The following is a 21,731-nucleotide window of genomic DNA, read 5'->3' on the forward strand; positions in this document are numbered from 1 at the left end:
CGCGATGTTGACTTCCGCATTCTCGTTCACCCGCCTGCGCGCCCAGTTCATCAAGGAAGTGCTCAGCGTCCTGCGCGACCCGCGCAGCCGCATGGTGGTGTTCGTGCCGCCGATCCTGCAGTTGCTGGTGTTCGCCTTTGCCGCGACGCTGGAAGTGCGTAACGTCGATATCGCCGTCTACGATCAGGATGCGGGGCGGTGGTCGCACGAGTTGGTACAGCGCCTGGACAGCGCCCGCTTCATCACCCACGTCCGGCATGTCGACAGCCAGCAGCAGCTGCACGAGCTGATCGACCGTGGCGAGGTGATCGCCGCGCTCGCCATCCCGGTGGATTTCTCGCGCTCCATCGCCGCCGGCGAAAGTGGCCGCGCGCAGGTACTGGTCGATGGCCGGCGCAGCAACTCCGGGCAGATCACCGTGGCCTATCTGTCCACCATCGCCGCCGATGTCGGCGCCGAGGTCGTGCCCGACGCCCAGGCACCAACGCCCGTGGTCGTGCGCCACTGGTTCAACCCGAATCTGGTCTACCGCTGGTTCATCGTGCCCGGCCTGACGGGCATCCTGGCGCTGTTCAGCGCGCTGCTCATCACCTCGCTGTCGATTGCGCGCGAACGTGAACTCGGAACCTTCGACCAGTTGCTGGTGTCGCCCACCTCGACGCCAGAGATCATCATTTCCAAATCACTGCCGGCACTCGCAATTGGCACTGCGCTGGGCCTGTTCATGATCAGCGCGGGCGTCTTCCTGTTCGGCATCCCGTTTACGGGCTCGTTTGCGCTCCTGCTCGCCAGTCTGGTGCTGTTCATCCTGTCGGTGGTCGGCATCGGTCTGATGATTTCCGCGGTCAGCATGACGCAGCAGCAGGCCATCCTGGGGGCGTTCGCCATCGGCGTGCCGGCGGTGCTGATGTCCGGCTTTGCGACACCTGTGGAAAACATGCCTGTCGTCCTGCAATGGCTGGCTCAGGCCATTCCACTGACCCATTTCCTCATCATCGTCGAAGGCAGCTTTCTCAAGGCCATGCCGCCCGGTGACATTCTCGCCAGCCTGTGGCCGCTGGCGGTCATCGCCCTGGCCACGCTGACGATGGCCACCGTATTCGTCCGAGGACGCCTGCAATGAAATCCAAGCCCCGCACTCCCTTTCTTCGCGCAACCGTCACCGGCCTGACCCCTGGGCGCGCGCGTCCGCTCGCGCTGGCCCTGTCCTGCGTGCTGCTGACTGCCTGCGCAAGCGTGGGCCCCGACTACCGCGAGCCGCCGCCGGTCGACGTCGGCAGCGGCTGGAGCTTGCCGTTGGCAAGCGAATCCCAGTCCGCAGACTTGAGCCAATGGTGGTCTGCACTGGACGATCCCATCCTCGATCGCCTGATGGCCACGGCGCTGGCACAGAACCTGGATCTGCGCCAGGCTGCGGCACGCATCGATGAGGCACGCGCCCTGCGCGATCGTGTGGCCGGCGAGGCATTGCCCACCGCCGCCGCTGGCGCGAGCGTCAACCGGCGCCGTCAAAGCGAGAACGGACCCCTGCCCGTAGGTTCGATCCCCGGCCTTGACGCAACGCAGACCATCTACGACGCGGGCTTCGACGCGGCCTGGGAGGCCGACTTGTTCGGGGCCAAGCGGCGGGCGCTGGAAGGCGCCAGCGCCCGCCTGCAGGCGACCGAAGCCGAGGCGCAGGGCGTACGCATGCGCATCGTGGCCGAGGTCGCGCGCACCTGGTTCACCGCCGTCGGCGCCCGCTACGAGTTGCACGCACAACAGGCCACACTGGATACGCTGCAGCAGACCTTGGAATTGGTGCGCCTGCGGCATGCGCTGGGCGACGCGTCGGCCGCCGACGTGGAGGCGGCGTACGCCCAATGGACAGCAGTCAACGCGCTCATCCCGGATATCCAGGCGCGTCAGCGCGCCGCGATACTCAGCCTGGGCGTGCTGCTGGGCGCGCCGCCGGAGCGGGAGCTGGCACTGCTGGATGGCCCCTTGACGCCGAGCACGCTGCGGGCGCTGCCGGTGGGCGAGCGCGCAGAGATGCTGCGCCGGCGCCCGGACGTGCTGGCTGCGGAACGTCGCCTGGCAGCGAGTTCCGCCGACATCGGCGTGGCCACGGCCGAGTTGTTCCCCAAACTCTCCATCGGTGTCGGCGGCGGGTTCCAAGCGCTCAGTACGGGCGATTGGTTCGATGCATCCAGCTCGCGTTTTTCCATCCTGCCGCTGATTTCCTGGCGCCTGTTCGACGGTGGCCGTGTGCGAGCCGAAATTCGGGCACGCGAGGCGGCCGAGCGACAGGCCGCGCTGGCCTATGAGCAGGCCGTGCTGGCGGCGCTGGGCGATGCCGAGCGCGCGCTTGGCGACTACCACGGCGGGCTGGACACACTGGAGCGCCGCGGTATGGCACTGGATGCCGCGCGCACCAGCTACGGCCACGCCAAGGCGCGCTACGCGGCGGGCGACATTGCGCTGGTCGAACTGCTGGCTGCCCAGCGCAGTCTGCACGAGGCCGAAACCGCAGCCGCACGCGCGCATACCAACGCCGCCGTGCAACTGGTGGCGCTGTACAAGGCCCTTGGTGGTGGCTGGGACGTATCCACGACGGCATCGACCGCAACCCATCCGCTGCGGGGCGCTGCCGCCCCCGTCGCGTTTTCAAGCCGCTGACTCAACAAAAGGAGACCGTCATGCAAATCAACGTTGGAAATCTCGACCGCATTGTGCGCATCGTCATCGGACTGATTTTGCTCAGTCTCCCATTGTGGCTGGACTCATCTTGGCGTTGGCTGGGACTCATTGGAATCATGCCACTCCTCACCGGCCTGGCAGGCCGCTGTCCTGGCTATCGCCTGCTCGGCCTCAGCACTTGCCCGATGCGAAAACCCGAGTGAACGCCCTATGAAACTCAGTTTTTTGGGCGCAGCCCGAGAAGTCACCGGATCGTGCTTTCTGGTCGAAGCGGCTAATGTCCGCTTCCTGGTCGATTGCGGCATGGTTCAAGGTGGGCGTATAGCAGCAGCACGCAACCACGAGCCGCTCGCGTTCGACCCGGCGTCCATTGACTTCGTCCTGCTGACCCACGCCCACATCGACCACAGCGGGCTATTGCCCAAACTCACGCGCGCCGGGTTCAAGGGGTCCATCTACGCCACGCCAGCGACGGTTGATCTGCTCGGGGTGATGCTGCCCGATAGCGCTCACATCCAGGAAAGCGATGCCAAGCGGGTTGCCAAGCGGCTCAAAGAAAAGACCGTGCCGCCACCCCTGTATACCCTGCAGGATGCACACGAATGCCTGCAGCAAGTACGAGGTATCGAATACGACCGGGAGTTCGCACCCCGCGTCGGGGTGCGCGCCCGCTTTCGTGATGCCGGACACATCCTTGGTTCGGCCATCGTGGAAGTGTGGATTACCGAGTACGGTTACCCCACGAAGATCGTGTTCAGCGGCGATCTGGGCCAGCCGGGACGCCCCATCCTGCGCGACCCGACACCCATTGAGGAAGCCGACATCCTCGTCATCGAGTCCACCTACGGTGACCGCCGGCACAAGGATTTTTCGGCGACCGAAGCGGACATGATCGGCATCGTCGAGAAAACCCTGTTCGAGCGCGGCGGCAACGTCATCGTGCCGGCCTTTGCGGTCGGCCGAACCCAGGAGGTGCTCTTCCACCTACATCGTCTCACCTGCGAAGGGCGTCTGCAGCGTCCAATGGTGTTTGTCGATTCGCCGATGGCCACCGAGGCCACACGCATCACGCGTGAACATCTCGAATTGTTCGACGAACAGGCGAAGCGGTTGGCCGGATGGCACGCGCGCGGCGAGAACCTCCCGTACCTGGATTTCACAGCGAGCGCTGAGGAGTCCATGGCGCTGAACCGGATTCGCTCCGGGGCCATCATTATTTCTGCCAGCGGCATGTGCGATGCGGGACGTATCCGGCATCACCTGCGCCACAACTTGCCACGCCGCGAATGCAGCATCTTGTTTCCCGGTTTCCAGGCGCAGGGGACGCTTGGCCGGCGCCTGATCGAGGGGGCCGAACGTGTACGCATCTTCGGCGAGGACATCCCGGTACGTGCGGCGATCCACAGCGTGGACGGCCTCTCGGCGCATGCCGACCAGAAGGCGCTGCTGGATTGGGCCCGTGCTTTCATTCAAGCACCGGCGCAAACCTTCGTGGTGCATGGGGAATCGTCGGCCGCGCAAACCTTCGCTGACCTCTTGCAGCAGCAACTCGGCTGGCAGGTCACGGTGCCCGAGTATGGCCATGCGCTGCGCTGGCCGGACTTTCTGGCGCACGAGTGATGAAGCCCGCAGAAGATCTCGATGAACGCCTGCGCGCCATCCGCGAGTCGCCAACGTACCGGCTTGCGTACGAAGACATCGAGCTGCTTGGCCAGGACGAACTGCGGCCGCTGCGACTACAGCTCGAACTGCTCAAGCCCGAGCGCATCCTGCACGAGCAAGGCATTCGCTCGACGGTAGTGGTCTTCGGCAGCGCACGCGTGAGCGATGCCGAGACGGCAGAAGCCCGTCTTGGCGTTCTGGAGCGTCAGGCGCTCGTCACTCCGGAGGATGTCGGGCTGCGGCAAGAGCTTGCGCGGGCCAATCGCCGGGTCGAACAGGCACGTCACTACGAGCAAGCGAGGCGTTTCTCGGGCCTTATTTCGGCGCGTTTCCAGCAGCAAAACCGCCGTGATTTCGTCGTCGTCACCGGGGGTGGGCCCGGCATCATGGAGGCCGCCAACCGCGGTGCTTTCGAGGTCGGCGCACGTTCGATTGGCCTCAACATCACGCTGCCCCACGAACAGGCACCCAACCCCTACATGTGCCCGGATTTGGCGTTCCGATTCCACTATTTCGCGCTGCGCAAGATGCACTTCTTGTTACACGCCAAGGGCTTGGTGGCCTTCCCCGGTGGCTATGGAACGCTCGATGAGCTGTTCGAGGTGCTCACCTTGATCCAGACCAGAAAGATGCAGCGTGTTCCGGTGGTGCTGGTCGGCCGTGCATTCTGGCGTCGCGTAGTTGATTTCGATCTTCTGCTCGACGAAGGCTATGTCTCTTCATCCGATCTCGACTTGTTCACCTGCGTAGACGATGCGGAGGAAATCGTCAGTGCCCTCGAACGCTTTTACGTCAACAGGGCGGCAGGCGATGGGGCAACATGATTGGCATCGGCGGGTATCGCTGGAGCCTGCGCGGCACCAAGGTGCGGCAGCCGATGCAGTGCGTTATCTTGTTGATTGCGGGTGCATTGTTCAGCCCGATTTCTGCTTTTGGTTCCGAAGTCTCACTCTCTGCAAATCCTCCCTCCTGCTCGCCAGAGCAATCCCTGCGCTGGCGGGGCGGCACCCTGCGTCTGGAGAACGATTTGTTCACCGGCTCCGATCGCAACTACACCAACGGTGTCGCGCTAACAGCAGTCTCACGTGATCTGCAAGGCGGGCTCCGTCCGGAGTGTCTGCCTCAGCCGATTGGTTTGTACGCCCGCTTCATCGGCTGGGCTGATCCCGGGTTCTGGCGCGATTCCGGCGCCCAGACATCGTCGCAAAACCTCGTCGTGCGCTTTGGCCAGTCCATGTACACGCCCGAGAACAAGACGCGCACCGATGTGATTCCAGATGACCGACCGTACGCTGGTTTGCTCTACCTGGGTTTGGCGTGGAATCGCCGCGTCCACCCACAAGCCGCCAGCTACGAAATGCTTGACGTGCGTGAGCTGACCCTGGGCGTGATCGGCCCCTGGTCGCTGGCCGAGCAATCTCAGGATCTGGTGCATCGGGCACGCGGCATTGAGCGCTTTCGCGGCTGGGACAACCAGTTGCGCAACGAGCCGGCGTTTCAGATGGCCATGGAGCGCAAGTTCAAGCCGTACACGGAGGGTGCGGTCCGCCCTGGATGGGGCAGCGACGTGATCGGCAGCTATGCCCTGCGGGTCGGAAACATCGAAACCGCCGCCAGTACCGGCGTGGAGTTTCGCGCGGGCTGGAACATACCGAACGACTTCGGCAGCTATCCGATCCGCCCTGGCGCAGAGAACCGCCCGCCCTCTGGTGTTGCCGATCTGCGCACGACAACGCCGCAGTCGGTCCTGGCGCCCAAACCTGGGGCACATGTCTTCCTGAATCTGGAGGGTAAAGCCGTCGCCTGGGACTTCTCACTCGACGGAAACATGTTCCGGCATAGCCATCACGTCAGCCGGCGGCCTTGGATCGCGCAAGCAGCTCTCGGCATCAGTAGCCAATGGATCGTTGCTGGACGTGGCGTACGGCTCGCCGTGATGCGCGTTTGGAGAACCCGCGAGTTCGACCAGCAGGCGGGCCATCACGCATTCGGATCGATCGCGCTGAGTCTGGAATTTTGAGGACACCTGCAACCAATCGTTAGACCCAAAGCATTCGTCACAACATCAATGGAGAAATTCGTGAACCAGCCCTTGAAACCCAGATCGTTTTTCACCGTCCCGCTGTCCGTGCTCTTGGCAACCTTCGCCACGGCACTCGGTGCGCAGTCCGTAGAGGCGGCAAAGCCAATGGCGCTTCGTACCATAATGGAAAGACTCGGTCGCGACATGCAAGCCGTCACGGGCGCGATCTCCAAAGAAGACTGGCCGCTGGTCGCCGAGCTAGCACCACGAATCGCCAAGCATGCCGAGCCGCCCATGTCGGAAAAGATGCGCATCCTTGCTTGGCTTGGGGCAGACGCTGGAAAGTTTCGGGGTCTTGATGGACAGGTCCATGACGCCGCGACCGCCATGGGCGAGGCTGCACAGCGGAATGACGGCCAAGCAGTCATCGCGGCTTTCTCCAAGACCCAGCAAAGCTGCCTAGCCTGCCACCAGAGTTACCGTCGCTCGTTCGTGGAAAAGTTCTATGGAAGCCGCTAGCAAGGGATGGCTACACCTGTTGACGGAAGACTAGCTTCTGTCCAATCAATATACCTCGACGCGTTTCAGGTTCCCAGGAAGCCACCCGTGCAGCGATCACGGGTTCCTGCTTTACCCGCGGCAGCACTCGTTGGATCTGACGTTCATGACTCCCGTATGCATGTGGGTCACCAGCACCAGCGGATAACGCAGCACCTCGTCCAGTGAGATACGTTTGTGCTTGAGCAGCGGATGCCATGCCGGCGCCGCGACCATGAGGGGGGCGCTCCAAAGCGCCTTAGCCACGATGTCGTCACCCACTTCACCAGACTGGGCCCTAGGTCATACAGATCGCCATGCAGCCCCTTGATTTGCTGCGACAGTGACACCTCGAACAGGCGCAACTCGACGTCGGGCTCCTCCTGCCAGCTTAACGCCAGCAAGGTCGGCAAGCGCGACGGGGTGATGCCATCGGACAGCGTAATGCGTTGCTGACCGTGAAAGCCGTTGGCCGCTCCCCTCACGCTGTCGCGGGCTTGCTGCAAGGCAGTGAAGATGCGCGGCACATGTTACAGGAATTGCTTGTCCGCCCGCGTCAGCCGCTTGCTGCGACTGCTCCGGCCGCAGTGCTTCAGCAGCGCGGTTACAGGTGGCGATCTCGAATTCGCCGAACATGCCCATCGACAGTTCATCCGGCGCGATGCCCGCTGGCGCGAAGTTCAGACGCTGCGCCGCCGCCCGTGTCGACAGACCAAATCGCTCGCCCTCGGGGAGTGACGTAAGACGCCGCGACTGTCTTCCTCGGGTCGCTGCGGCCACAGAAGACTAGCCGAGGCGCGCTGGCGCGAGTGCTCTAGCTAGCCATCCGCCATGACCGCCGCCCGCGTTCAAGCAGCGTTGCAATAACTCCGGACACCATTGCCCGCGTGCTGTGAGCCGGCGACGACAGCCGCTGCAAGACATGCCGGCCTCTTCTCCGCACGCATGCGGCTCCCTACGATCATAAGGACTGGTCACGTCACGAGGGACTGCGCATGAACTTACGTCATCTTCGCTGTTTCATTGCTGTAGCCGAGGAACTGCACTTCGGTCGAGCCGCTAGGCGGCTGCATATAGAACAATCTCCCCTATCACGCACGATCCGCAAGTTGGAGACAACTCTAGGCGTGACGTTGCTCAGTCGCACGCCGCGGGGCGCAACCCTGACTTGGGCAGGGCGAGTCTTCCTCGACGACGCCCGCCGCATCATGTTGAGCGTTGAGCAGGCAGTGGCCAGCGCGAAGGCTGCTGCCTCCGGTTCTCAGGGCATTTTGCGAATCGCGCTGTCGAGAGACATAGGACGGGCGAGGCTATCAGCACTGCTTGCACTGTGCCGCGAAGAGTCGCCGCAGGTAAACATCCGGCTCTCCGAAGTACCGCTGACCGAACTCGTGCAGGGGCTGAACGCAAATCTGTTCGACGCCGGCTTTGCAATGGTCAATGAAGTGGAGGACGGGATCATTGCTGAGCCGCTGTGGGCCGACCCCTTGGTAGTGATCCTGCCCGCACGGCACCCGCTTGTAGCCTTCAAGGAAGTGCCGTTGCAGGAAGTGGTGAGCTATCCGCTGGTACTTTGTGATCCACGGGCATGCCAAGGTTGCGGTCGGCAGAGCGAACGACTGTTCCGCTCTGTCGATGTCCAACCGATCGTGGCTGAGTATGCCGCTTCTCACGGGCTGATGCTGACGTTGGTGGCCGCAGGGTACGGGCTAAGTTTTTCCACTGCCGCGCACTTGGCAACTTGCCAGCCGGCGGATGTTGTTGTCCGCCCGTTGGCCGGTCAGAGCGCATCGATAACCACCTATCTGTTACGAACCGAGGGTGGCATGACGGAGCCGTTGCAGCGGTTCATCGAACGCGCCGAACGTGTATGTCATCAGGACGCAAGCACATCACGCGCGATTTGACGCAGATCTATCGAAAGGTGCGCGGCTAGTTTTCTCGGATTGCGCGATTCATCTTTGGTCTTGCGGCTGACCCGATCTGCATGGCTCATGCGCTGTACTGATTCCAGTTTCGACGCAATTGCTGCGCCCTTCCGTACTCCGGCACTCGCCTGCGGGCTCGCCGCCGCGGTCATTTCACTGACGCGGAACGCATGAGCTTTTGCTGGTTGCAAACCGGCTCATCCTGTTGACGCATTGGCACTTTACGCCGTTGGAATTCCTACGGAAAACTTTGGCCAGGTTTCGGGTAAAGCGCGGCACCCATGCTTGACTCCAGGGGAGCGCGACCACCAAGCCGCGTGCCGGTCCAAAGGCAAAGCGCCCGCATCCTGGTTGAGGAGTTTCAAGCGTAGCAAGATGTAGTTCGCCCTTAGCCGGCCGTCAGCGCCGATGCAACGCTTCCTTCCACGATCCCGGCCGGTCCTGCGCTTCATCCGGATTTCTGGGCAATCGCCTCGCCCACTTGGGCGGTGCGCGTCTGCCAGAGTTCGATCCGACGATGGGACGCACGCGACATGGAGAAATCGAGTTGCCTTGCCTTTGGCGCCAGGATCTACTACCGCCCGATCGAGGCGGCCGTCCGTTGGGCGGGACTGTTGCGCTTTGAGCCGCGGATTCTGGAAACGCTCGGGCCACGTGCCATGCCTGAGCCGAACGACTTTCCGCGCTGGCCCTTGCTGCGCCTTTTCTCCGAGCGCATCTTCGACGCATTGGCACACGATGAGCTTTCTTACGGCAAGGCAGGCATGGCGCAGGAACCTCAGCGCCCCGCACTCGACGATCCTGCGTTGATCGTGCGCCACGTCGACCTGAAGGCGTGGATGTCGCATTACTACCCCGGTGAGCGGCCTCCATTCCTGTTCGACGGCATCGAGCGCGAACTGCATCCTTCGGTGAGCGTCGCCATGCTGAACGTGTTGCTAGCCGATCGCGAGGCCGCCAAGCTGCAGCTTGCCGAACTCGCACAACTACATGCGGCGCTGAAGGCACAGCACGAAGCGTTGGCGAAGGAGCATGCCAGTAGCATTCGTGAGGGCGATGCGAGTGAACCGGGCCTGCGCAGCGAATCGACTTACCTGAACATCATTGGCGGCCTGCTGACATTGCTGTTGGGCAAGTCCCCCGCGGGCTCTGCCTACTCGTCCTTCCGCAACATGGATGCGGTGATCAGTGCGCTACTGGCCCACCATGAAGGGCGGCCCGGCATCAGCGAGCGAACGCTGTGGAGCAAGCTGGCACAGGCGCGTCGCCACCTGGAGGCATCGCGCTGAGCCTGTAACAGCAGACTGCAATTGCAGTTGCGTGTTCTGCAGTTGCAGTGAATCTCGCAGCAGCAGCATATGGAATGCGAGGCACTTTCTGAACAACGCCATCGAGCGTCAAGGAGTGCCTCTCATGTCTTCGCAGACCATCGCGCCGGCCTTGCCGCCCGAGCACCGCATCCTGCGCCGCGCCGAGGTCGAAGCCAAGACCGGCTTCAAGCGCGCGCACATCTACAGCCTCATGAAGGAAGGCAAGTTCCCCAAGGCGCTGCGCCTGGGCGTGCGCGCGGTGGGCTGGGACTCGGTGGAGATCGAACAGTGGATCGCCGATCGCCTCAAAGAACGCGCCTGACGCTTCTTCTCGGTTCATGCCATTCGACGAGGAGAAGCCCATGCAGGTGGTGTCCATCATTTCGACCAAGGGCGGCGTGGGCAAGACCACGACGGCGGCCAACCTGGGCGGCTTCATCGCCGATGCCGGGCTGCGCGTGCTGCTGCTGGACCTGGACGTGCAGCCCACGCTGTCGAGCTACTTCACGCTGGACGTGCGCGCGCCCGGCGGCATCTACGAGATGCTGGCCTTCAACGAGCGGCGCATCGAGCAACTGGTGTCGCGCACCGCGATCGCGGGCCTTGACCTGGTGCTCTCCAACGACGACCGCGGCGAACTGAACACGCTGCTGCTGCACGCACCGGATGGGCGCCTGCGACTGCGCCATCTGCTTCCCGTCTTCCGCACGCACTACGACTTGCTGCTGATCGACACCCAGGGCGCGCGCAGCGTGCTGCTGGAGATGGCGGTGCTGGCGTCCGACCTGGCGCTGTCGCCGGTGACGCCGGAAATCCTCGCGGCGCGCGAGCTGCGGCGCGGCACGCTGCAACTGATCGAGGACATCGCGCCGTATCGGCACCTGGGCATCGAGCCGCCACCGCTGCGCCTGCTCATCAACCGTGTGCATCCGGTGTCGTCGAACGCGCGGCTGGTCCAGCAGGCGCTGCGACAGGTGTTCCAGGAACAGGCCGGCGTGCAGGTGCTGGGCACCGACGTGCCGGCCATCGAAGCCTATCCGCGCGCTGCGACACGAGAATTGCCGGTGCACCGGGTGGAGTACCGGCAGCCGGCTGGGCGCACGGCGCCCGCGGCGCTGGAGACCATGCGCACGCTGGCCGGCGAGCTGTTCCCCGCGTGGCGGGAGCGCTTCGCGCTGGTCACCGGCCGGGCCGATGCGGGAGGGGCCGGCCATGGCGAGCGCGCATGAACTGGCGCGCGGCCGCGAACGGCTGCGCGCGCTGATCGAGTTCGCGCTGGGCGAAGGCTGGCGCGTGGTGCGCACGTCCGGCGGGCACCTGAAATTCACGAAGCAAGGCTGCGCGTCGATCTACACCAGCTCGACGGCGAGCGACCACCGTGCTGACCGCAATGCCCGCGCGCAACTTCGCCGCGCCGACCGGCAGGCGCAGGAGAACGGCCGTGGCTGAGCTGACGCCGCAGGACATGGCTGCCAAGCTGCTGGCCACCGGCTTCGAGCGCAGCGGCCCTTCGGCCGCGACCTTGAGCGACCCCATCGCCGACACGCCGATGGTGGTGACGCTGGACCAGTTGCGGCCCTACGACCACGACCCGCGCGTGACGCGCAACCCGGCCTATGCGGAGATCAAGGCGTCCATCCGCGAACGCGGGTTGGACGCGCCCCCTGCGATCACACGCAGGCCGGGCGAGGCGCACTACATCATTCGCAACGGCGGCAACACGCGGCTGGCGATCCTGCGCGAGTTGTGGAGCGAGACCAAGGAGGAGCGCTTTTTCCGCATTGCGTGCCTGTTCCGCCCGTGGCCGGCGCGCGGCGAAATCGTGGCGCTGACCGGGCATCTGGCCGAGAACGAGCTGCGCGGCGGGCTGACCTTCATCGAGCGGGCGTTGGGCATCGAGAAGGCGCGCGAGTTCTACGAGCAGGAAAGCGGCCAGGCGCTGTCGCAGAGCGAACTCGCGCGGCGACTGACTGCCGACGGCTATCCGGTGCCGCAGTCACACATCAGCCGCATGAACGATGCGGTGCGCTATCTACTGCCGGCGATCCCGACGCTGTTGTACGGCGGATTGGGCCGGCATCAGGTGGACCGGCTCGCGGTGCTGCGCAAGGCGTGCGAGCGCACCTGGGAGCGGCGTGCGCTGGGCCGCACCGTGACTGTGGACTTCGCCACCTTGTTTCAGGACGTGCTGACGCAGTTCGACACACAGCCGGACGACTTCTCGCCGCAGCGGGTGCAGGACGAGCTGGTCGGCCAGATGGCCGAGCTGCTGGAGGCGGACTACGACACGCTGGCGCTGGAGATCAACGACAGCGAAAGCCGCCAGCGTGCGCTGACCAGCGAACCGGCGGCACCGACGCCACCGGCAGCGCCTGTCGTGCCTGCTGGTCCTCCCCCGCCGGTCTCCGCGCCTCGGCAGCCACCCGCCTCGTCTGTGCCGCGCGACACCACGCCGGTCGCGCCTTCGGCGCCAGCAGCGACACCGCTTGCATCGCCCGAAGCGCCGGAGGACCAGCACGGGCAACGCGACGAGCGCCTGCAAGGGCACATCGTGACACCGGCACCGACCACCGAGCGCCTGCAGTCCATCCAGCGGATGGTCGCGGACCAGCTCGGCGACAAGCTGCCCGACTTCGAGGCCGATGCGCTGCGTGCGATCCCCGTGCAGGTCGGCGGGCTCTATCCCATCTCGGACGTCTGGTACGTCGAGCCGGGGCTGGACGTGCCGGATCGCCTGCGCGTGCACATCGCGCAGTTCGCGCGCGAGATCGGCGAGGAAGCGGCGGTCGCCGACCACATTGAGGCCAGCGTCGGCGGCATCGGCTTCGTCTGCGCGGCGCCGGTTGTGGGCCAGGCGAAGGCGCTGCCGGCGTTCGCGCGGGCGGTGCTGACCCTGCTGCATGTGCTGAGTGCGGCTCCGCCCTCCGCGAACGGATTGGACCGCGCGCGGCTGGCCGACGAGCTGGCGGCGCTGCTGCATGGCCACGGCGGCTCGGCCACACGCCTGAGCGATGCTGCGCTGGTGAAGCTGTTCCGTCTGCTGCGCCTGGCGCGCCGGCTGCTGGATCTGGAAGCCGGCGTAGCGAGCCAGGATTCCTGAGCGCAGGAGGCTCCCGTATGTCGGCACCGCACCCGCTCAACCAGGCCGTGATCGCCCAGGCCCTGCATGACCTGCGCAACGGCCAGTTGCGCCGCTGCAAGGCCATGGGCTTCGGCGAGGAGGAGCTGGATGCGCTGAAACACCCCGAGCTCGTGAGCATGCTGGTGAATGCCACGGTGTTGTGGTGTTCGGTGTCGGTGAACCGGGAGGTATTGAAGCGGCTTCTGAGCCAGGTGCACGACGTGGAGCGGGAGATCGCCACGGTGGACCGCATGCTGCGCCTGGGGGCGAGCACGGAGATGGTCAGCAAGTTCTACGGCCTCACGCATCAGGAAGTGGCGCTGCGCCGTGACATCCTCGGGCTGCCCAAGCGCAAGGGCCGGCATCCGGTGCTTGATGAGGCGCAGGACGTGGCCTTGTGGGAGCGCTGGAAGGCCGGCGTCGCCGAGCGCCATATCGCCCTGACCGACGACATGGCGATGCTGGCGCTGACCATGGACCTGGCCGAGGCCATGACCCTGCCCATGTCGGTGATCTGGTCGGCGATACGGAACTGGATCGACCAGGGGCTGGTGTAGCCATGACCACGGGCAGCGCATCACGGCGCGATGGCCCGGTTGCGCTGTCGGCGTTGTTCGACGAGGCGCTGCGGCACCTTGAGCCGAAGGAACCGGCGCAGGGCACGGCGCCGGCCGCCGACGGTTTCCTCTACAGCGGCAACCGCCATGAGAGCGTGCCGCGCAGGCTGTTCCTCGACCGGCGCCTGACGCCGCTGGAGCGCAACGCCTGGCAGGTGTTCCGCCTGCAGCTCAACGACGACGGCGTGACCGCCTTTCCCACCTACGACCAGCTCCGCCCCTATCTGGCGTCCATGCCCTGTGCGGCGCAAGCCTCGCACGAGACCGTGGCGCGCGCCTTGACGCTGCTGCGGCTGACGCGCTGGCTCAGCCTGGCGCGGCGGCGGCGCGACCCGAAGACCGGCCGCATCCAAGGCAACCTCTACGTGCTGCACGACGAACCGCTGTCGCCCTTCGAGGCGATGCAGCTCGATGCCGACTACCTCGGCCTGGTCAGCCAGGCGCTGACCCATGCCGCCAAGGCGGTACAGATCGTGGGCATGAACACGCTCAAGGAGATTGCCGAAGACCCGCTGCTCAGCGGCCGCACATTGCCGACCCGCTTGCAGGTGCTGGCGCAGCGCATGGCGCTGCATGGCTGGACGACGCCAGGTTATCCACAGGAGGGTGCGGACCACGAATCCGAAGAAGGCCAGGAAGCCCTTCTTCGGAATGCTGCGCGCCCGTCTTCGGAATCCGAAGCAGGACCGAAACCCGCGCCGGACGGCTCTCTTCGGATTCCGAAGGAGGACCGTACAGTACGTAATGATCGTATAAATGAAGTACGTACAGTACCGCGCGCGAGGGCCTTGCAGAACCTGCGGCTACCCGAGCGTTTCCTGCGCTTGAAGGACGAGCAGCAGGCCGGCGCGCTGGTGGCGCTGCAGCAGGTGGACGAGGCGCAGAGGCAGGCCGTTCTCGACGAGTGGGCGGCACGCTGCCACAACAGCGCGGTACGCAACCCGGCCGGCTACCTGTTTGGCATCATCCAGAAGGCGATCCGCGGGGAGTTCAAGGCCTGGGCCGGAGAAAGTGCATCGGCACCGCCAGCGCCCCCGTCACCTGCGCCCTCGTCACCGCCGGCATCCCGTGCGGCTGACCCCGAGGTCGCACGAGCCTACCTGGCTCAGCTCCGAGAAGCCTTGCGTGATCGCTGATGTTGACTATCCCCAGGGGATAGCTGGAACAGACATCTTTCCGCCGCGCTCGATTGTCGCCCGCCGAATGACAGGCGAAACTGTCGCCTGTGAATCAGACGAGGACAGCCACGCACGAGCCCGGCCGACGATGGACATGACGACTTCCCCCGCCACAAACGCACTGCAACCACTACAGCAAGACGTTCAGCGCTTGCTGGGCAGATGCCTGTTGCGCCTTCAACAATACGAGCGCCTCATGAAAGCCATCGTGGCCCACCACGAGATTTCAGGCCCGGCGCATTCGCTGGAGGCCATTCGCGCAGCGCGGATTGAAGATGCCGCGACCAAGACCCTGGGCACGTTGGTCGGACAACTGTTTGGTTCGTATGTCGTCACCGATGGAAATGGCGGCGAGGAACGCGACGACGATCTTCCCGGCGACGTGATTTCCTTTCGCACGCGCGTGCAACTGAGCCTGTCTGCGCAGGACTACGCCAACACCCAGGCCGACCTCAAAGACCTGGTATCGCTGCGCAACACTCTGGTGCACCACTTCATCGATCAGCACGATCTATGGACCGTGGACGGGTGCCGCGTTGCACAGGACGAACTCGGTTCCGCCTACACGCGCATCGATCAACACTTCGAGCAGCTGCGCGGCTGGGCCGAGCACATGGATCAGGCGCGGCGCCTGGCAGCGGAGTTCGTCCAGTCGGATGTGTTCCACGACCTGGTGGTCAATGGCATCGCGCCGGACGGCACGGTGGACTGGCCGGCCGCCGGCATCGTCCGCGCGCTGCGCGAGGCCGCCGCGCAGTTGGCCGTCGAGGGCTGGACACCCATCGCCGCCGCTGGCCGCTGGATCGCGGACCGGCATCCCGAGCAGCTTCCAGCCAAGTACGGCTGCAGCAGTTGGCGGCAGGTGGTGCATGAGTGCCGCCTGTTCGAGCTTCGCTACCGTGAGGTGGAGGGGCAACGGGCCGCCTGGTACAGACCTCGCGAAGCATAGCCCCGCAACGCGGTCTCACCTCCGCGCGAGCCGCGAACACATCCGCCGAGCTATCCCCAGGGGATAGCCGGCACACACAGCCTTCCGCGCGGAACAAACCGGGCGCGCATGGGCTGCGGTTTGTTGACTGACAGCCTTCCGGCCGATGCCGATGCTGGCGACTCGCCAATTCACCGCGAGTCGCTCCCATGGCCAACGAACGCACAGAACCCCTGCAACTGAATCTCGGATCGCTGCGCAGCGCGATGTCGCTGACGCTGCACACGCACCACGCTTCGCGCATCTGGCACGGCCGCGCGCCGACCGAGGGGCGCCCAGGCATCATCGGTCTCAACGGCTTCATCGGCGCCATGAACAAGATGAAGCGCGGCGCCGAGCAGGACGACCCGTACTCGGACTGGTGGATGTTGCGGATCGAGGACAAGCTCGCCGACACCAAGACCCGTCTGCAGACCCTGCGCGACCAGGTGGATCAGGCCTTGGCCGACGTGCCATCGGCGCTGTCGCTGGGCGAGAACATGAACGTGCAGCCGGTGAAGCTGCCGCTGTTCGTGAACGCCCAGCTCGGCTTCATGGCGGTGTATCTGCTGGCCGACTACGACGACCTGGCACGCAAACTCATCCTGGCGCACCACACGGCGCTGATCGACCGCAGCACCTTGGAGCGCTGGCTCAATGATGGTGCGCACGCGCTGCGCAGCCTGTTCTCGCTGGCCCAGCAGTACCGCTACTCGGGCACGGCGCGCGACGACTTCGCGGCGAAGAACGCGGCGGCGCGAGCGGCGCTGGAGAAGTTCGGCGAGTTGCCGCAGGACGTGCTGGAAGGCACGCGCCGCTCGCGCTTCGCGCCACCCATCGCGCGGCGGACGAACAAGCCCGGCACGCCGCCTGCTGCGCCTGCCATCGTGCCCGATGCGCAGGCTTCCACGGGTGGCGCAGCCGATGGTGCGGCGGGCGATGAGGGTGCTGGCGCATGACAGCATCGCCCCCTATCAGCCACTCCACGCGCTTCGTGGCGCTGGAACAGGCGGACTTCCAGCGGCTGGAACACGCAGGCTACCTAAAAGGCCTTTTACAGCCTTTTAAGGGTAAGGGGAGTCTGGAGACCTGGGCCAGCCAGTGCGCAGCGCTGCGCGACGACGTGATTGGCCTGGCGCAGCGGCGCGTGCTGCCCCAGGCGCGCGCCTATCCATTCAGTCTGCTCGACGTGCAGCTGGCCCAGCAGGCCACTGGCGCAGGGACGACCTTCCTGCGCTGGCGCAACCTCGACCGTTCCTCCATGGGCGTGGCGTTGTGGGAGGCCCTGCTGGCCAACCCCGCGACGCCGGCCTCGCTGATCGACGAGCTGTACGCGATCGAACTGCAGCGCATCGTGCTGAACATGCAGATCAGTCTGACCCACAGCATCGCTCGCCAAGCCCTGGAATGCGCCAACAAGGCCGCGCAGGCCGAAGCGGCTTACCTGCGGCGCGTCCACGGGCATACCGCGTCCGTTCCACCCACCACCAAGGAGTCACCATGAGCACGCACTTCGTCGGCGAGGGCAACATCGGTTCTGCGCCGGACTACCGCGAATTTCCGAACGGCAACGACGAGCCGCGCCGGCTGCTTCGCCTGAACGTCTACTTCGACAACCCGATCCCGAAGAAGGACGGCGAGTACGAAGATCGCGGCGGCTTCTGGGCGCCCGTGGAGCTGTGGCACCGCGACGCCGAGCACTGGAAGACGCTGTACCAGAAAGGTATGCGGGTGCTGGTCGAGGGCCGCACCGTGCGCGACGAATGGGAGGACGCCGACGAGAACGAGCGCGTGACGTTCAAGGTCGAGGCGCGGCGCGTGGGCATCCTGCCGTACCGCATCGAGTCGGTGGCGCTCAGCGCCAAGCCGGCCGGCGGACAGTAATTCGCCCATCGCCGTTCCCCCGAGGGCGGCTGTAGCAACCGTCATACGCCCGCGATGCACCAGCGAGCTATCCCCAGGGGATAGCTCCAAGGTCGTCCACGGAGTTCCAGCCGCCCTCCCGAAACGACGCTCTTGCTGTGCCAGCTCCTACGATCTATGCACACCGCTGCGGCAACGAACCGCCTGCCAATCACAAAGCGGTGTCTGCATCAATCGACTTCCTTGCTGCCGGCATCTCCTGGCCCCGCCAAGCTGACGCCCATCCGATGAACCGCACATTTCCAAGGAGGCTTCATGCGCGTGTTCCTGTGCGAGAAGCCGTCCCAGGGCAAGGACATCGCCCGTGTGCTGGGTGCCGGTCAACGCGGCAACGGCTGCTACAGCGGCGCGGGTGTCGTTGTGACCTGGTGCATCGGTCATCTGGTGGAGGCGGTTCCGCCCGAAGGCTACGGCGAGCAATACAAGCGCTGGGCCATCGAGCAACTGCCCATTCTTCCTGAGCGTTGGCGTGTCGAGCCCAAGGCGGCGACCGCAGCGCAATTCAAAGTCGTGCAGCAGCTCGTCGCCAAGGCGGGCGAGCTGGTGATTGCGACCGACGCCGACCGCGAGGGCGAGATGATCGCCCGCGAGATCATCGACCTATGCGGCTACCGCGGGCCGATTCAGCGCCTGTGGCTGTCGGCGCTCAACGATGCGTCGATCCGCAAGGCGCTGGGTGCGCTCAAGCCGTCCGCCGAGACGCTGCCGCTGTATTTCTCCGCACTCGCCCGATCGCGCGCCGACTGGCTGATCGGGATGAACCTGAGCCGCTTGTTCACACTGCTGGGGCGCCAGGCCGGCTATAGCGGCGTGCTGTCGGTGGGGCGCGTGCAGACGCCGACGCTGAAGTTGGTCGTGGACCGCGATCGCGAGATCGCGCGCTTCGTCTGCGTACCGTTCTGGGCCATCGAGGTTGCGCTATCGCATGCAGGCCAGCCCTTCGTCGCAAGCTGGACGCCGCCGCAAGGCAGCACCGACGATGCGGGCCGCTGCCTGCAACAGCCGGTGGCGCAGCAGGCCGCCGAGCGCCTGCGCACGGCCGGCTCCGCCCAGGTGCTGTCGGTAGAAACCGAGCGCGTTCGCGAAGGGCCGCCGCTGCCGTTCGACCTGGGCACGCTGCAGGAGGTGTGCTCCAAGCAGTTGGGCCTCGACGTGCAGGAGACGCTGGACATTGCCCAGGCGCTGTACGAGACGCACAAGGCGACAACGTATCCGCGCTCGGATTCGGGCTACCTGCCCGAGAGCATGCTGGCTGAGGTGCCGACCGTACTCGACAGCCTGGTCAAGACCGACCCCAGCCTGCGGCCGCTGATCGAGCGCCTGGATCGCCAACTGCGCTCGCGTGCATGGAACGACGGCAAGGTGTCGGCTCACCACGGCATCATCCCGACGCTGGAACCCGCCAACCTGTCGGCCATGAGCGAGAAGGAGCTGGCCGTCTACCGGCTGATCCGCGCCCATTACCTCGCGCAGTTCCTCCCACACCATGAGTTCGACCGCACGATGGCGCAGTTCTCGTGCGGCGGTCAGTCGCTGGCGGCCGTGGGCAAGCAGATCGCCGTCACCGGCTGGCGCGAGGTGCTGGCGACGCCGGGGCCGGACGATGCCGATGGCGAGGATGCGCAGCGCAGCCAGGTGCTGCCCGCCCTGCATGCGGGCCTGTCCTGCCCGGTCGGAAAGGTGGATCTCAAGGCGCTGAAGACGCTGCCGCCCAAACCCTACACGCAGGGCGAGCTGATCAAGGCCATGAAGACCGTCGCCAAGTTCGTGACCGACCCGCGGCTGAAACAGAAGCTGCGAGATACCACCGGCATCGGCACCGAGGCGACACGCGCCAACATCATCAACGGTCTGATCGGTCGCGGCTACCTGGTCAAGAAAGGCCGCGCCGTCCGCGCTTCCGACGCGGCATTCACGCTCATCGACGCGGTGCCCTCGGCCATCGCCGACCCCGGCACCACGGCGGTGTGGGAGCAGGCACTCGACATGATCGAGGCCGGCCAGATGGCGCTGGACACCTTCATCGAGAAGCAGTCCGTGTGGGTCGGCCAGCTCGTGCAGCAGTACCGCGGCGCAACGCTCTCGCTCAAGCTGCCGCCGGCGCCGGCCTGCCCGCAGTGCGGCACACCGATGCAGCAGCGCACGGGCAAGAGCGGCGCGTTCTGGTCCTGCTCGCGCTACCCGGACTGCAAGGGCACGCTGCCGATCGAGTCCCCGACGGGCCGGCGCAGCGCACCGCGCAAGCGGCGCGCTGCCTCCAAGGCGTCCTGATCCTCGCTTTTCCCCTGCCGCGCCGGCCACTTCACTGGCGGCGAGGCAAACGTCCCGCACCGCGCGGGACTCCAAAGCGCGCGTCTCCTTCTGCAACGGTGTGCGCGCCCCGTCTGCCCGGCATCGGGCGACGGGGCGAGAAGGTCATTGCTCCACGAATCGCGCCCGCCGCCATTCCCTTGATCGGTGTGCCTTGCCTCGGCCACGAGGGGCTTCCTGACGCCTTGCCGCCGCGCGAGCCGTGAGGAGGCCACTTGGGCCGAGGGTATTCCGTGCCGGTGCCCGCCGGCGGAACAACGGGCTCCCTTTGTGTGTGGATGCACGCCAGAGGTGTCCGGCCCCAGCCACGAAACGGGCCGGGTGCGATTGCTGACGCAGCGAACGGCTTTGACGACGGCCTACGCTGACGCAGCCCACAGGTGGTTTTCCTTCCTCTCCAGCCGAAGGCCCGCGTGGCCTTCGGCGCCCTGGTCCTTGCCTTGTCCCGTGACGCGGGCCTGCCCTAAAGCGGGCCGTCCGCGATTCGGTTTTCCCTGCGACGGCAGCCATGCTTCGCGCCCATCCTCACCCATGCGTTGCTGACAGTCGTCAGCGGCATGCCCTGGCAGTCTCGGTCTTCAAGACTGCAACGCGGTTCGCCGCGTTGACCGATCCAGTCCGCTTCGCATCGCCCACCGCGGACGCTCGCCGGCCTGGCGACGATGCACTTTTCTCAACCACCCGAGGGGAACCCCATCCCCTGTGGGATGCGTGCTCCCCGACCCACCAAGGAGCACGGCATGTCTGAACCTTCCGCATCTTCCTCTGCAACCGCAGTGCGCAGTGGTGCGCTGGCGCTGGCCTGGACCGGCAAGCGTCTGCCGCTACAGGTGCTGCGCAGCGCGGCCGGCCAATACATCGGCACGCAAGACGACGAAGGCCCGGTATCGCGGGAGTCCGTCGAGTATTTCCCCACCCACCTCGCAGCACAGCGCGCCCTGGATACCCATGCCTGGACGCAGCGCGCTCAGCCCTGATTCCCCACCCTTCAAGGAGTCCTCTCATGAATCTGTCTTTGCCCGAAGACGTGCTCGATCAGATGGCGCTGGAACAGGCGCACTTCGACGCTGCACCGCAGGCCTTCTTCGAGGCCTGGAAGCGCGGCGCGCAGATCGCCGGCCACGAGTGGTTCGGCGACGGCACACGCGAAGGTCTGCAGCGTGCCACCACCAAGTGGGATCTGCGGCCCAACATGCTGATGCTCAACGACGCCCTGGGCGTGCTGAGCAGCGGTCAACGCATGTTCCTGTCCGCGATGGTGAGCTTCTACAACGCCCGCGAGGGTGGCGCGATGCTCAAGCGTTGCGGCTTCGAGGGGCTGTCCGACTTCGGCGGCCTCGATCTGGAACGGCGCCAGGTCATCGCTGACCTCACGCTGCACTACAACGGCTGGTGAGCCGCGCCTGGCAACCCACCGTCCTTTCATCCCACCCCACGAGGGACATGCGTCCCCGTTCGGGGCCATGTCCCTCCTTC

General features: G+C 65.5%; 22 protein-coding genes and 1 pseudogene. 22 read left to right on the forward strand and 1 reads right to left on the reverse strand.

All coding sequences use genetic code 11. The features are described from left to right. Positions 1–4: 4 nt before the first annotated feature. Genes MID00_RS04935 through MID00_RS04965 form a run of 7 tightly spaced genes read left to right on the forward strand, consistent with a single transcriptional unit; the run spans position 5 to position 6,883 of the window. A complete protein-coding gene (locus MID00_RS04935; protein ID WP_017244799.1) occupies positions 5–1,123 on the forward strand; it encodes an ABC transporter permease in 1,119 nt (372 codons plus the stop codon). Further along, the gene (locus MID00_RS04940; RefSeq protein WP_017462959.1) at positions 1,120–2,658 is read left to right on the forward strand and encodes an efflux transporter outer membrane subunit; all 1,539 of its coding nucleotides are present in this window, start codon (positions 1,120–1,122) and stop codon (positions 2,656–2,658) included. The genes MID00_RS04935 and MID00_RS04940 overlap by 4 nt, the downstream gene beginning before the upstream one ends. Before the next feature lie 20 nt (positions 2,659–2,678). Further along, the gene (locus MID00_RS04945; RefSeq protein ID WP_010792188.1) at positions 2,679–2,882 is read left to right on the forward strand and encodes a DUF2892 domain-containing protein; all 204 of its coding nucleotides are present in this window, start codon (positions 2,679–2,681) and stop codon (positions 2,880–2,882) included. Positions 2,883–2,889: 7 nt separating this feature from the next. Beyond that, the gene (locus MID00_RS04950) at positions 2,890–4,299 is read left to right on the forward strand and encodes an MBL fold metallo-hydrolase RNA specificity domain-containing protein (RefSeq protein ID WP_254499806.1); all 1,410 of its coding nucleotides are present in this window, start codon (positions 2,890–2,892) and stop codon (positions 4,297–4,299) included. Then, positions 4,299–5,165: a TIGR00730 family Rossman fold protein gene (locus tag MID00_RS04955; RefSeq protein ID WP_013721839.1), complete on the forward strand. Its 867-nt coding sequence runs from the start codon at positions 4,299–4,301 to the stop codon at positions 5,163–5,165. The genes MID00_RS04950 and MID00_RS04955 overlap by 1 nt, the downstream gene beginning before the upstream one ends. Further along, positions 5,162–6,361, forward strand: coding sequence for a lipid A deacylase LpxR family protein (locus tag MID00_RS04960; RefSeq protein ID WP_254499807.1), 1,200 nt, complete (start codon positions 5,162–5,164; stop codon positions 6,359–6,361). Before MID00_RS04955 ends, MID00_RS04960 begins: the two co-directional genes overlap by 4 nt. Positions 6,362–6,409: 48 nt before the next feature. Next, on the forward strand, positions 6,410–6,883 hold the full coding sequence (locus MID00_RS04965) for a cytochrome c (protein ID WP_004255128.1): 474 nt from the start codon (positions 6,410–6,412) through the stop codon (positions 6,881–6,883). A 70-nt stretch (positions 6,884–6,953) separates the two neighbouring features. Here the strand turns inward: MID00_RS04965 and MID00_RS04970 are convergent. After that, positions 6,954–7,428, reverse strand: a pseudogene (locus MID00_RS04970) (LysR substrate-binding domain-containing protein); the annotation flags it as partial. 468 nt (positions 7,429–7,896) lie between these two features. On the opposite strand from MID00_RS04970, the gene MID00_RS04975 reads away from it, so the two are divergent. From MID00_RS04975 to MID00_RS05045, 15 genes are all read left to right on the forward strand, one after another. Further along, positions 7,897–8,808: a LysR family transcriptional regulator gene (locus MID00_RS04975; RefSeq protein ID WP_013721842.1), complete on the forward strand. Its 912-nt coding sequence runs from the start codon at positions 7,897–7,899 to the stop codon at positions 8,806–8,808. A gap of 554 nt (positions 8,809–9,362) precedes the next feature. After that, on the forward strand, positions 9,363–10,118 hold the full coding sequence (locus tag MID00_RS04980) for a hypothetical protein (protein ID WP_010792182.1): 756 nt from the start codon (positions 9,363–9,365) through the stop codon (positions 10,116–10,118). Positions 10,119–10,242: 124 nt separating this feature from the next. Next, a complete protein-coding gene (locus tag MID00_RS04985; RefSeq protein ID WP_004255100.1) occupies positions 10,243–10,461 on the forward strand; it encodes an AlpA family transcriptional regulator in 219 nt (72 codons plus the stop codon). A 40-nt stretch (positions 10,462–10,501) separates the two neighbouring features. Further along, positions 10,502–11,368: a ParA family protein gene (locus tag MID00_RS04990; RefSeq protein ID WP_017462952.1), complete on the forward strand. Its 867-nt coding sequence runs from the start codon at positions 10,502–10,504 to the stop codon at positions 11,366–11,368. Then, entirely contained in the window at positions 11,352–11,588 is a 237-nt protein-coding gene (locus MID00_RS04995; RefSeq protein ID WP_012584779.1) for a hypothetical protein, read from the forward strand. Before MID00_RS04990 ends, MID00_RS04995 begins: the two co-directional genes overlap by 17 nt. Further along, entirely contained in the window at positions 11,581–13,239 is a 1,659-nt protein-coding gene (locus MID00_RS05000) for a ParB family protein (protein WP_017462951.1), read from the forward strand. The genes MID00_RS04995 and MID00_RS05000 overlap by 8 nt, the downstream gene beginning before the upstream one ends. Positions 13,240–13,256: 17 nt before the next feature. Next, positions 13,257–13,817 (forward strand): DUF2857 domain-containing protein, encoded by a 561-nt coding sequence (locus MID00_RS05005; RefSeq protein WP_254499808.1) that lies wholly within the window; start codon positions 13,257–13,259, stop codon positions 13,815–13,817. Positions 13,818–13,819: 2 nt separating this feature from the next. Continuing rightward, positions 13,820–15,013: an STY4528 family pathogenicity island replication protein gene (locus tag MID00_RS05010; protein WP_004255084.1), complete on the forward strand. Its 1,194-nt coding sequence runs from the start codon at positions 13,820–13,822 to the stop codon at positions 15,011–15,013. A gap of 238 nt (positions 15,014–15,251) precedes the next feature. Then, on the forward strand, positions 15,252–16,004 hold the full coding sequence (locus MID00_RS05015) for an OST-HTH/LOTUS domain-containing protein (RefSeq protein ID WP_023101518.1): 753 nt from the start codon (positions 15,252–15,254) through the stop codon (positions 16,002–16,004). Between the two features lie 188 nt (positions 16,005–16,192). Beyond that, a complete protein-coding gene (locus MID00_RS05020) occupies positions 16,193–16,981 on the forward strand; it encodes a PFL_4669 family integrating conjugative element protein (RefSeq protein WP_254499809.1) in 789 nt (262 codons plus the stop codon). After that, positions 16,978–17,526: a DUF3158 family protein gene (locus MID00_RS05025; protein ID WP_004362273.1), complete on the forward strand. Its 549-nt coding sequence runs from the start codon at positions 16,978–16,980 to the stop codon at positions 17,524–17,526. The genes MID00_RS05020 and MID00_RS05025 overlap by 4 nt, the downstream gene beginning before the upstream one ends. Beyond that, positions 17,523–17,906, forward strand: coding sequence for a single-stranded DNA-binding protein (locus tag MID00_RS05030; protein WP_004362284.1), 384 nt, complete (start codon positions 17,523–17,525; stop codon positions 17,904–17,906). The genes MID00_RS05025 and MID00_RS05030 overlap by 4 nt, the downstream gene beginning before the upstream one ends. Before the next feature lie 294 nt (positions 17,907–18,200). Beyond that, positions 18,201–20,216 carry a DNA topoisomerase III gene (locus MID00_RS05035; protein WP_037040786.1) on the forward strand — a complete coding sequence of 672 codons (2,016 nt, stop codon included), beginning with the start codon at positions 18,201–18,203 and terminating at the stop codon, positions 20,214–20,216. 779 nt (positions 20,217–20,995) lie between these two features. Beyond that, positions 20,996–21,232 carry a hypothetical protein gene (locus MID00_RS05040; RefSeq protein WP_011829940.1) on the forward strand — a complete coding sequence of 79 codons (237 nt, stop codon included), beginning with the start codon at positions 20,996–20,998 and terminating at the stop codon, positions 21,230–21,232. A gap of 26 nt (positions 21,233–21,258) precedes the next feature. Next, positions 21,259–21,651 carry a hypothetical protein gene (locus MID00_RS05045; RefSeq protein ID WP_011829941.1) on the forward strand — a complete coding sequence of 131 codons (393 nt, stop codon included), beginning with the start codon at positions 21,259–21,261 and terminating at the stop codon, positions 21,649–21,651. The last annotated feature ends 80 nt before the right edge of the window (positions 21,652–21,731 follow it).

The sequence above is a fragment of the Alcaligenes sp. NLF5-7 genome (assembly GCF_024266725.1).
GTDB classification, from domain to species: Bacteria; Pseudomonadota; Gammaproteobacteria; order Burkholderiales; family Burkholderiaceae_B; genus Alcaligenes; species Alcaligenes phenolicus.

What these genes read in the sequence shown, in the direction of transcription:
- MID00_RS05045 (WP_011829941.1), top strand. Translation starts at nt 21,259, where the DNA reads ATGAATCTGTCTTTGCCCGAAGACGTGCTCGATCAGATGGCGCTGGAA.
- MID00_RS05040 (WP_011829940.1), top strand. Translation starts at nt 20,996, where the DNA reads ATGTCTGAACCTTCCGCATCTTCCTCTGCAACCGCAGTGCGCAGTGGT.
- MID00_RS05035 (WP_037040786.1), top strand. Translation starts at nt 18,201, where the DNA reads ATGCGCGTGTTCCTGTGCGAGAAGCCGTCCCAGGGCAAGGACATCGCC.
- MID00_RS04950 (WP_254499806.1), top strand. Translation starts at nt 2,890, where the DNA reads ATGAAACTCAGTTTTTTGGGCGCAGCCCGAGAAGTCACCGGATCGTGC.
- MID00_RS04955 (WP_013721839.1), top strand. Translation starts at nt 4,299, where the DNA reads ATGAAGCCCGCAGAAGATCTCGATGAACGCCTGCGCGCCATCCGCGAG.
- MID00_RS04935 (WP_017244799.1), top strand. Translation starts at nt 5, where the DNA reads ATGTTGACTTCCGCATTCTCGTTCACCCGCCTGCGCGCCCAGTTCATC.
- MID00_RS04945 (WP_010792188.1), top strand. Translation starts at nt 2,679, where the DNA reads ATGCAAATCAACGTTGGAAATCTCGACCGCATTGTGCGCATCGTCATC.
- MID00_RS05005 (WP_254499808.1), top strand. Translation starts at nt 13,257, where the DNA reads ATGTCGGCACCGCACCCGCTCAACCAGGCCGTGATCGCCCAGGCCCTG.
- MID00_RS05025 (WP_004362273.1), top strand. Translation starts at nt 16,978, where the DNA reads ATGACAGCATCGCCCCCTATCAGCCACTCCACGCGCTTCGTGGCGCTG.
- MID00_RS04975 (WP_013721842.1), top strand. Translation starts at nt 7,897, where the DNA reads ATGAACTTACGTCATCTTCGCTGTTTCATTGCTGTAGCCGAGGAACTG.
- MID00_RS04990 (WP_017462952.1), top strand. Translation starts at nt 10,502, where the DNA reads ATGCAGGTGGTGTCCATCATTTCGACCAAGGGCGGCGTGGGCAAGACC.
- MID00_RS04980 (WP_010792182.1), top strand. Translation starts at nt 9,363, where the DNA reads ATGGAGAAATCGAGTTGCCTTGCCTTTGGCGCCAGGATCTACTACCGC.
- MID00_RS04940 (WP_017462959.1), top strand. Translation starts at nt 1,120, where the DNA reads ATGAAATCCAAGCCCCGCACTCCCTTTCTTCGCGCAACCGTCACCGGC.
- MID00_RS05015 (WP_023101518.1), top strand. Translation starts at nt 15,252, where the DNA reads ATGAAAGCCATCGTGGCCCACCACGAGATTTCAGGCCCGGCGCATTCG.
- MID00_RS04985 (WP_004255100.1), top strand. Translation starts at nt 10,243, where the DNA reads ATGTCTTCGCAGACCATCGCGCCGGCCTTGCCGCCCGAGCACCGCATC.
- MID00_RS04995 (WP_012584779.1), top strand. Translation starts at nt 11,352, where the DNA reads ATGGCGAGCGCGCATGAACTGGCGCGCGGCCGCGAACGGCTGCGCGCG.
- MID00_RS04960 (WP_254499807.1), top strand. Translation starts at nt 5,162, where the DNA reads ATGATTGGCATCGGCGGGTATCGCTGGAGCCTGCGCGGCACCAAGGTG.
- MID00_RS05030 (WP_004362284.1), top strand. Translation starts at nt 17,523, where the DNA reads ATGAGCACGCACTTCGTCGGCGAGGGCAACATCGGTTCTGCGCCGGAC.
- MID00_RS05020 (WP_254499809.1), top strand. Translation starts at nt 16,193, where the DNA reads ATGGCCAACGAACGCACAGAACCCCTGCAACTGAATCTCGGATCGCTG.
- MID00_RS04965 (WP_004255128.1), top strand. Translation starts at nt 6,410, where the DNA reads ATGGAGAAATTCGTGAACCAGCCCTTGAAACCCAGATCGTTTTTCACC.
- MID00_RS05010 (WP_004255084.1), top strand. Translation starts at nt 13,820, where the DNA reads ATGACCACGGGCAGCGCATCACGGCGCGATGGCCCGGTTGCGCTGTCG.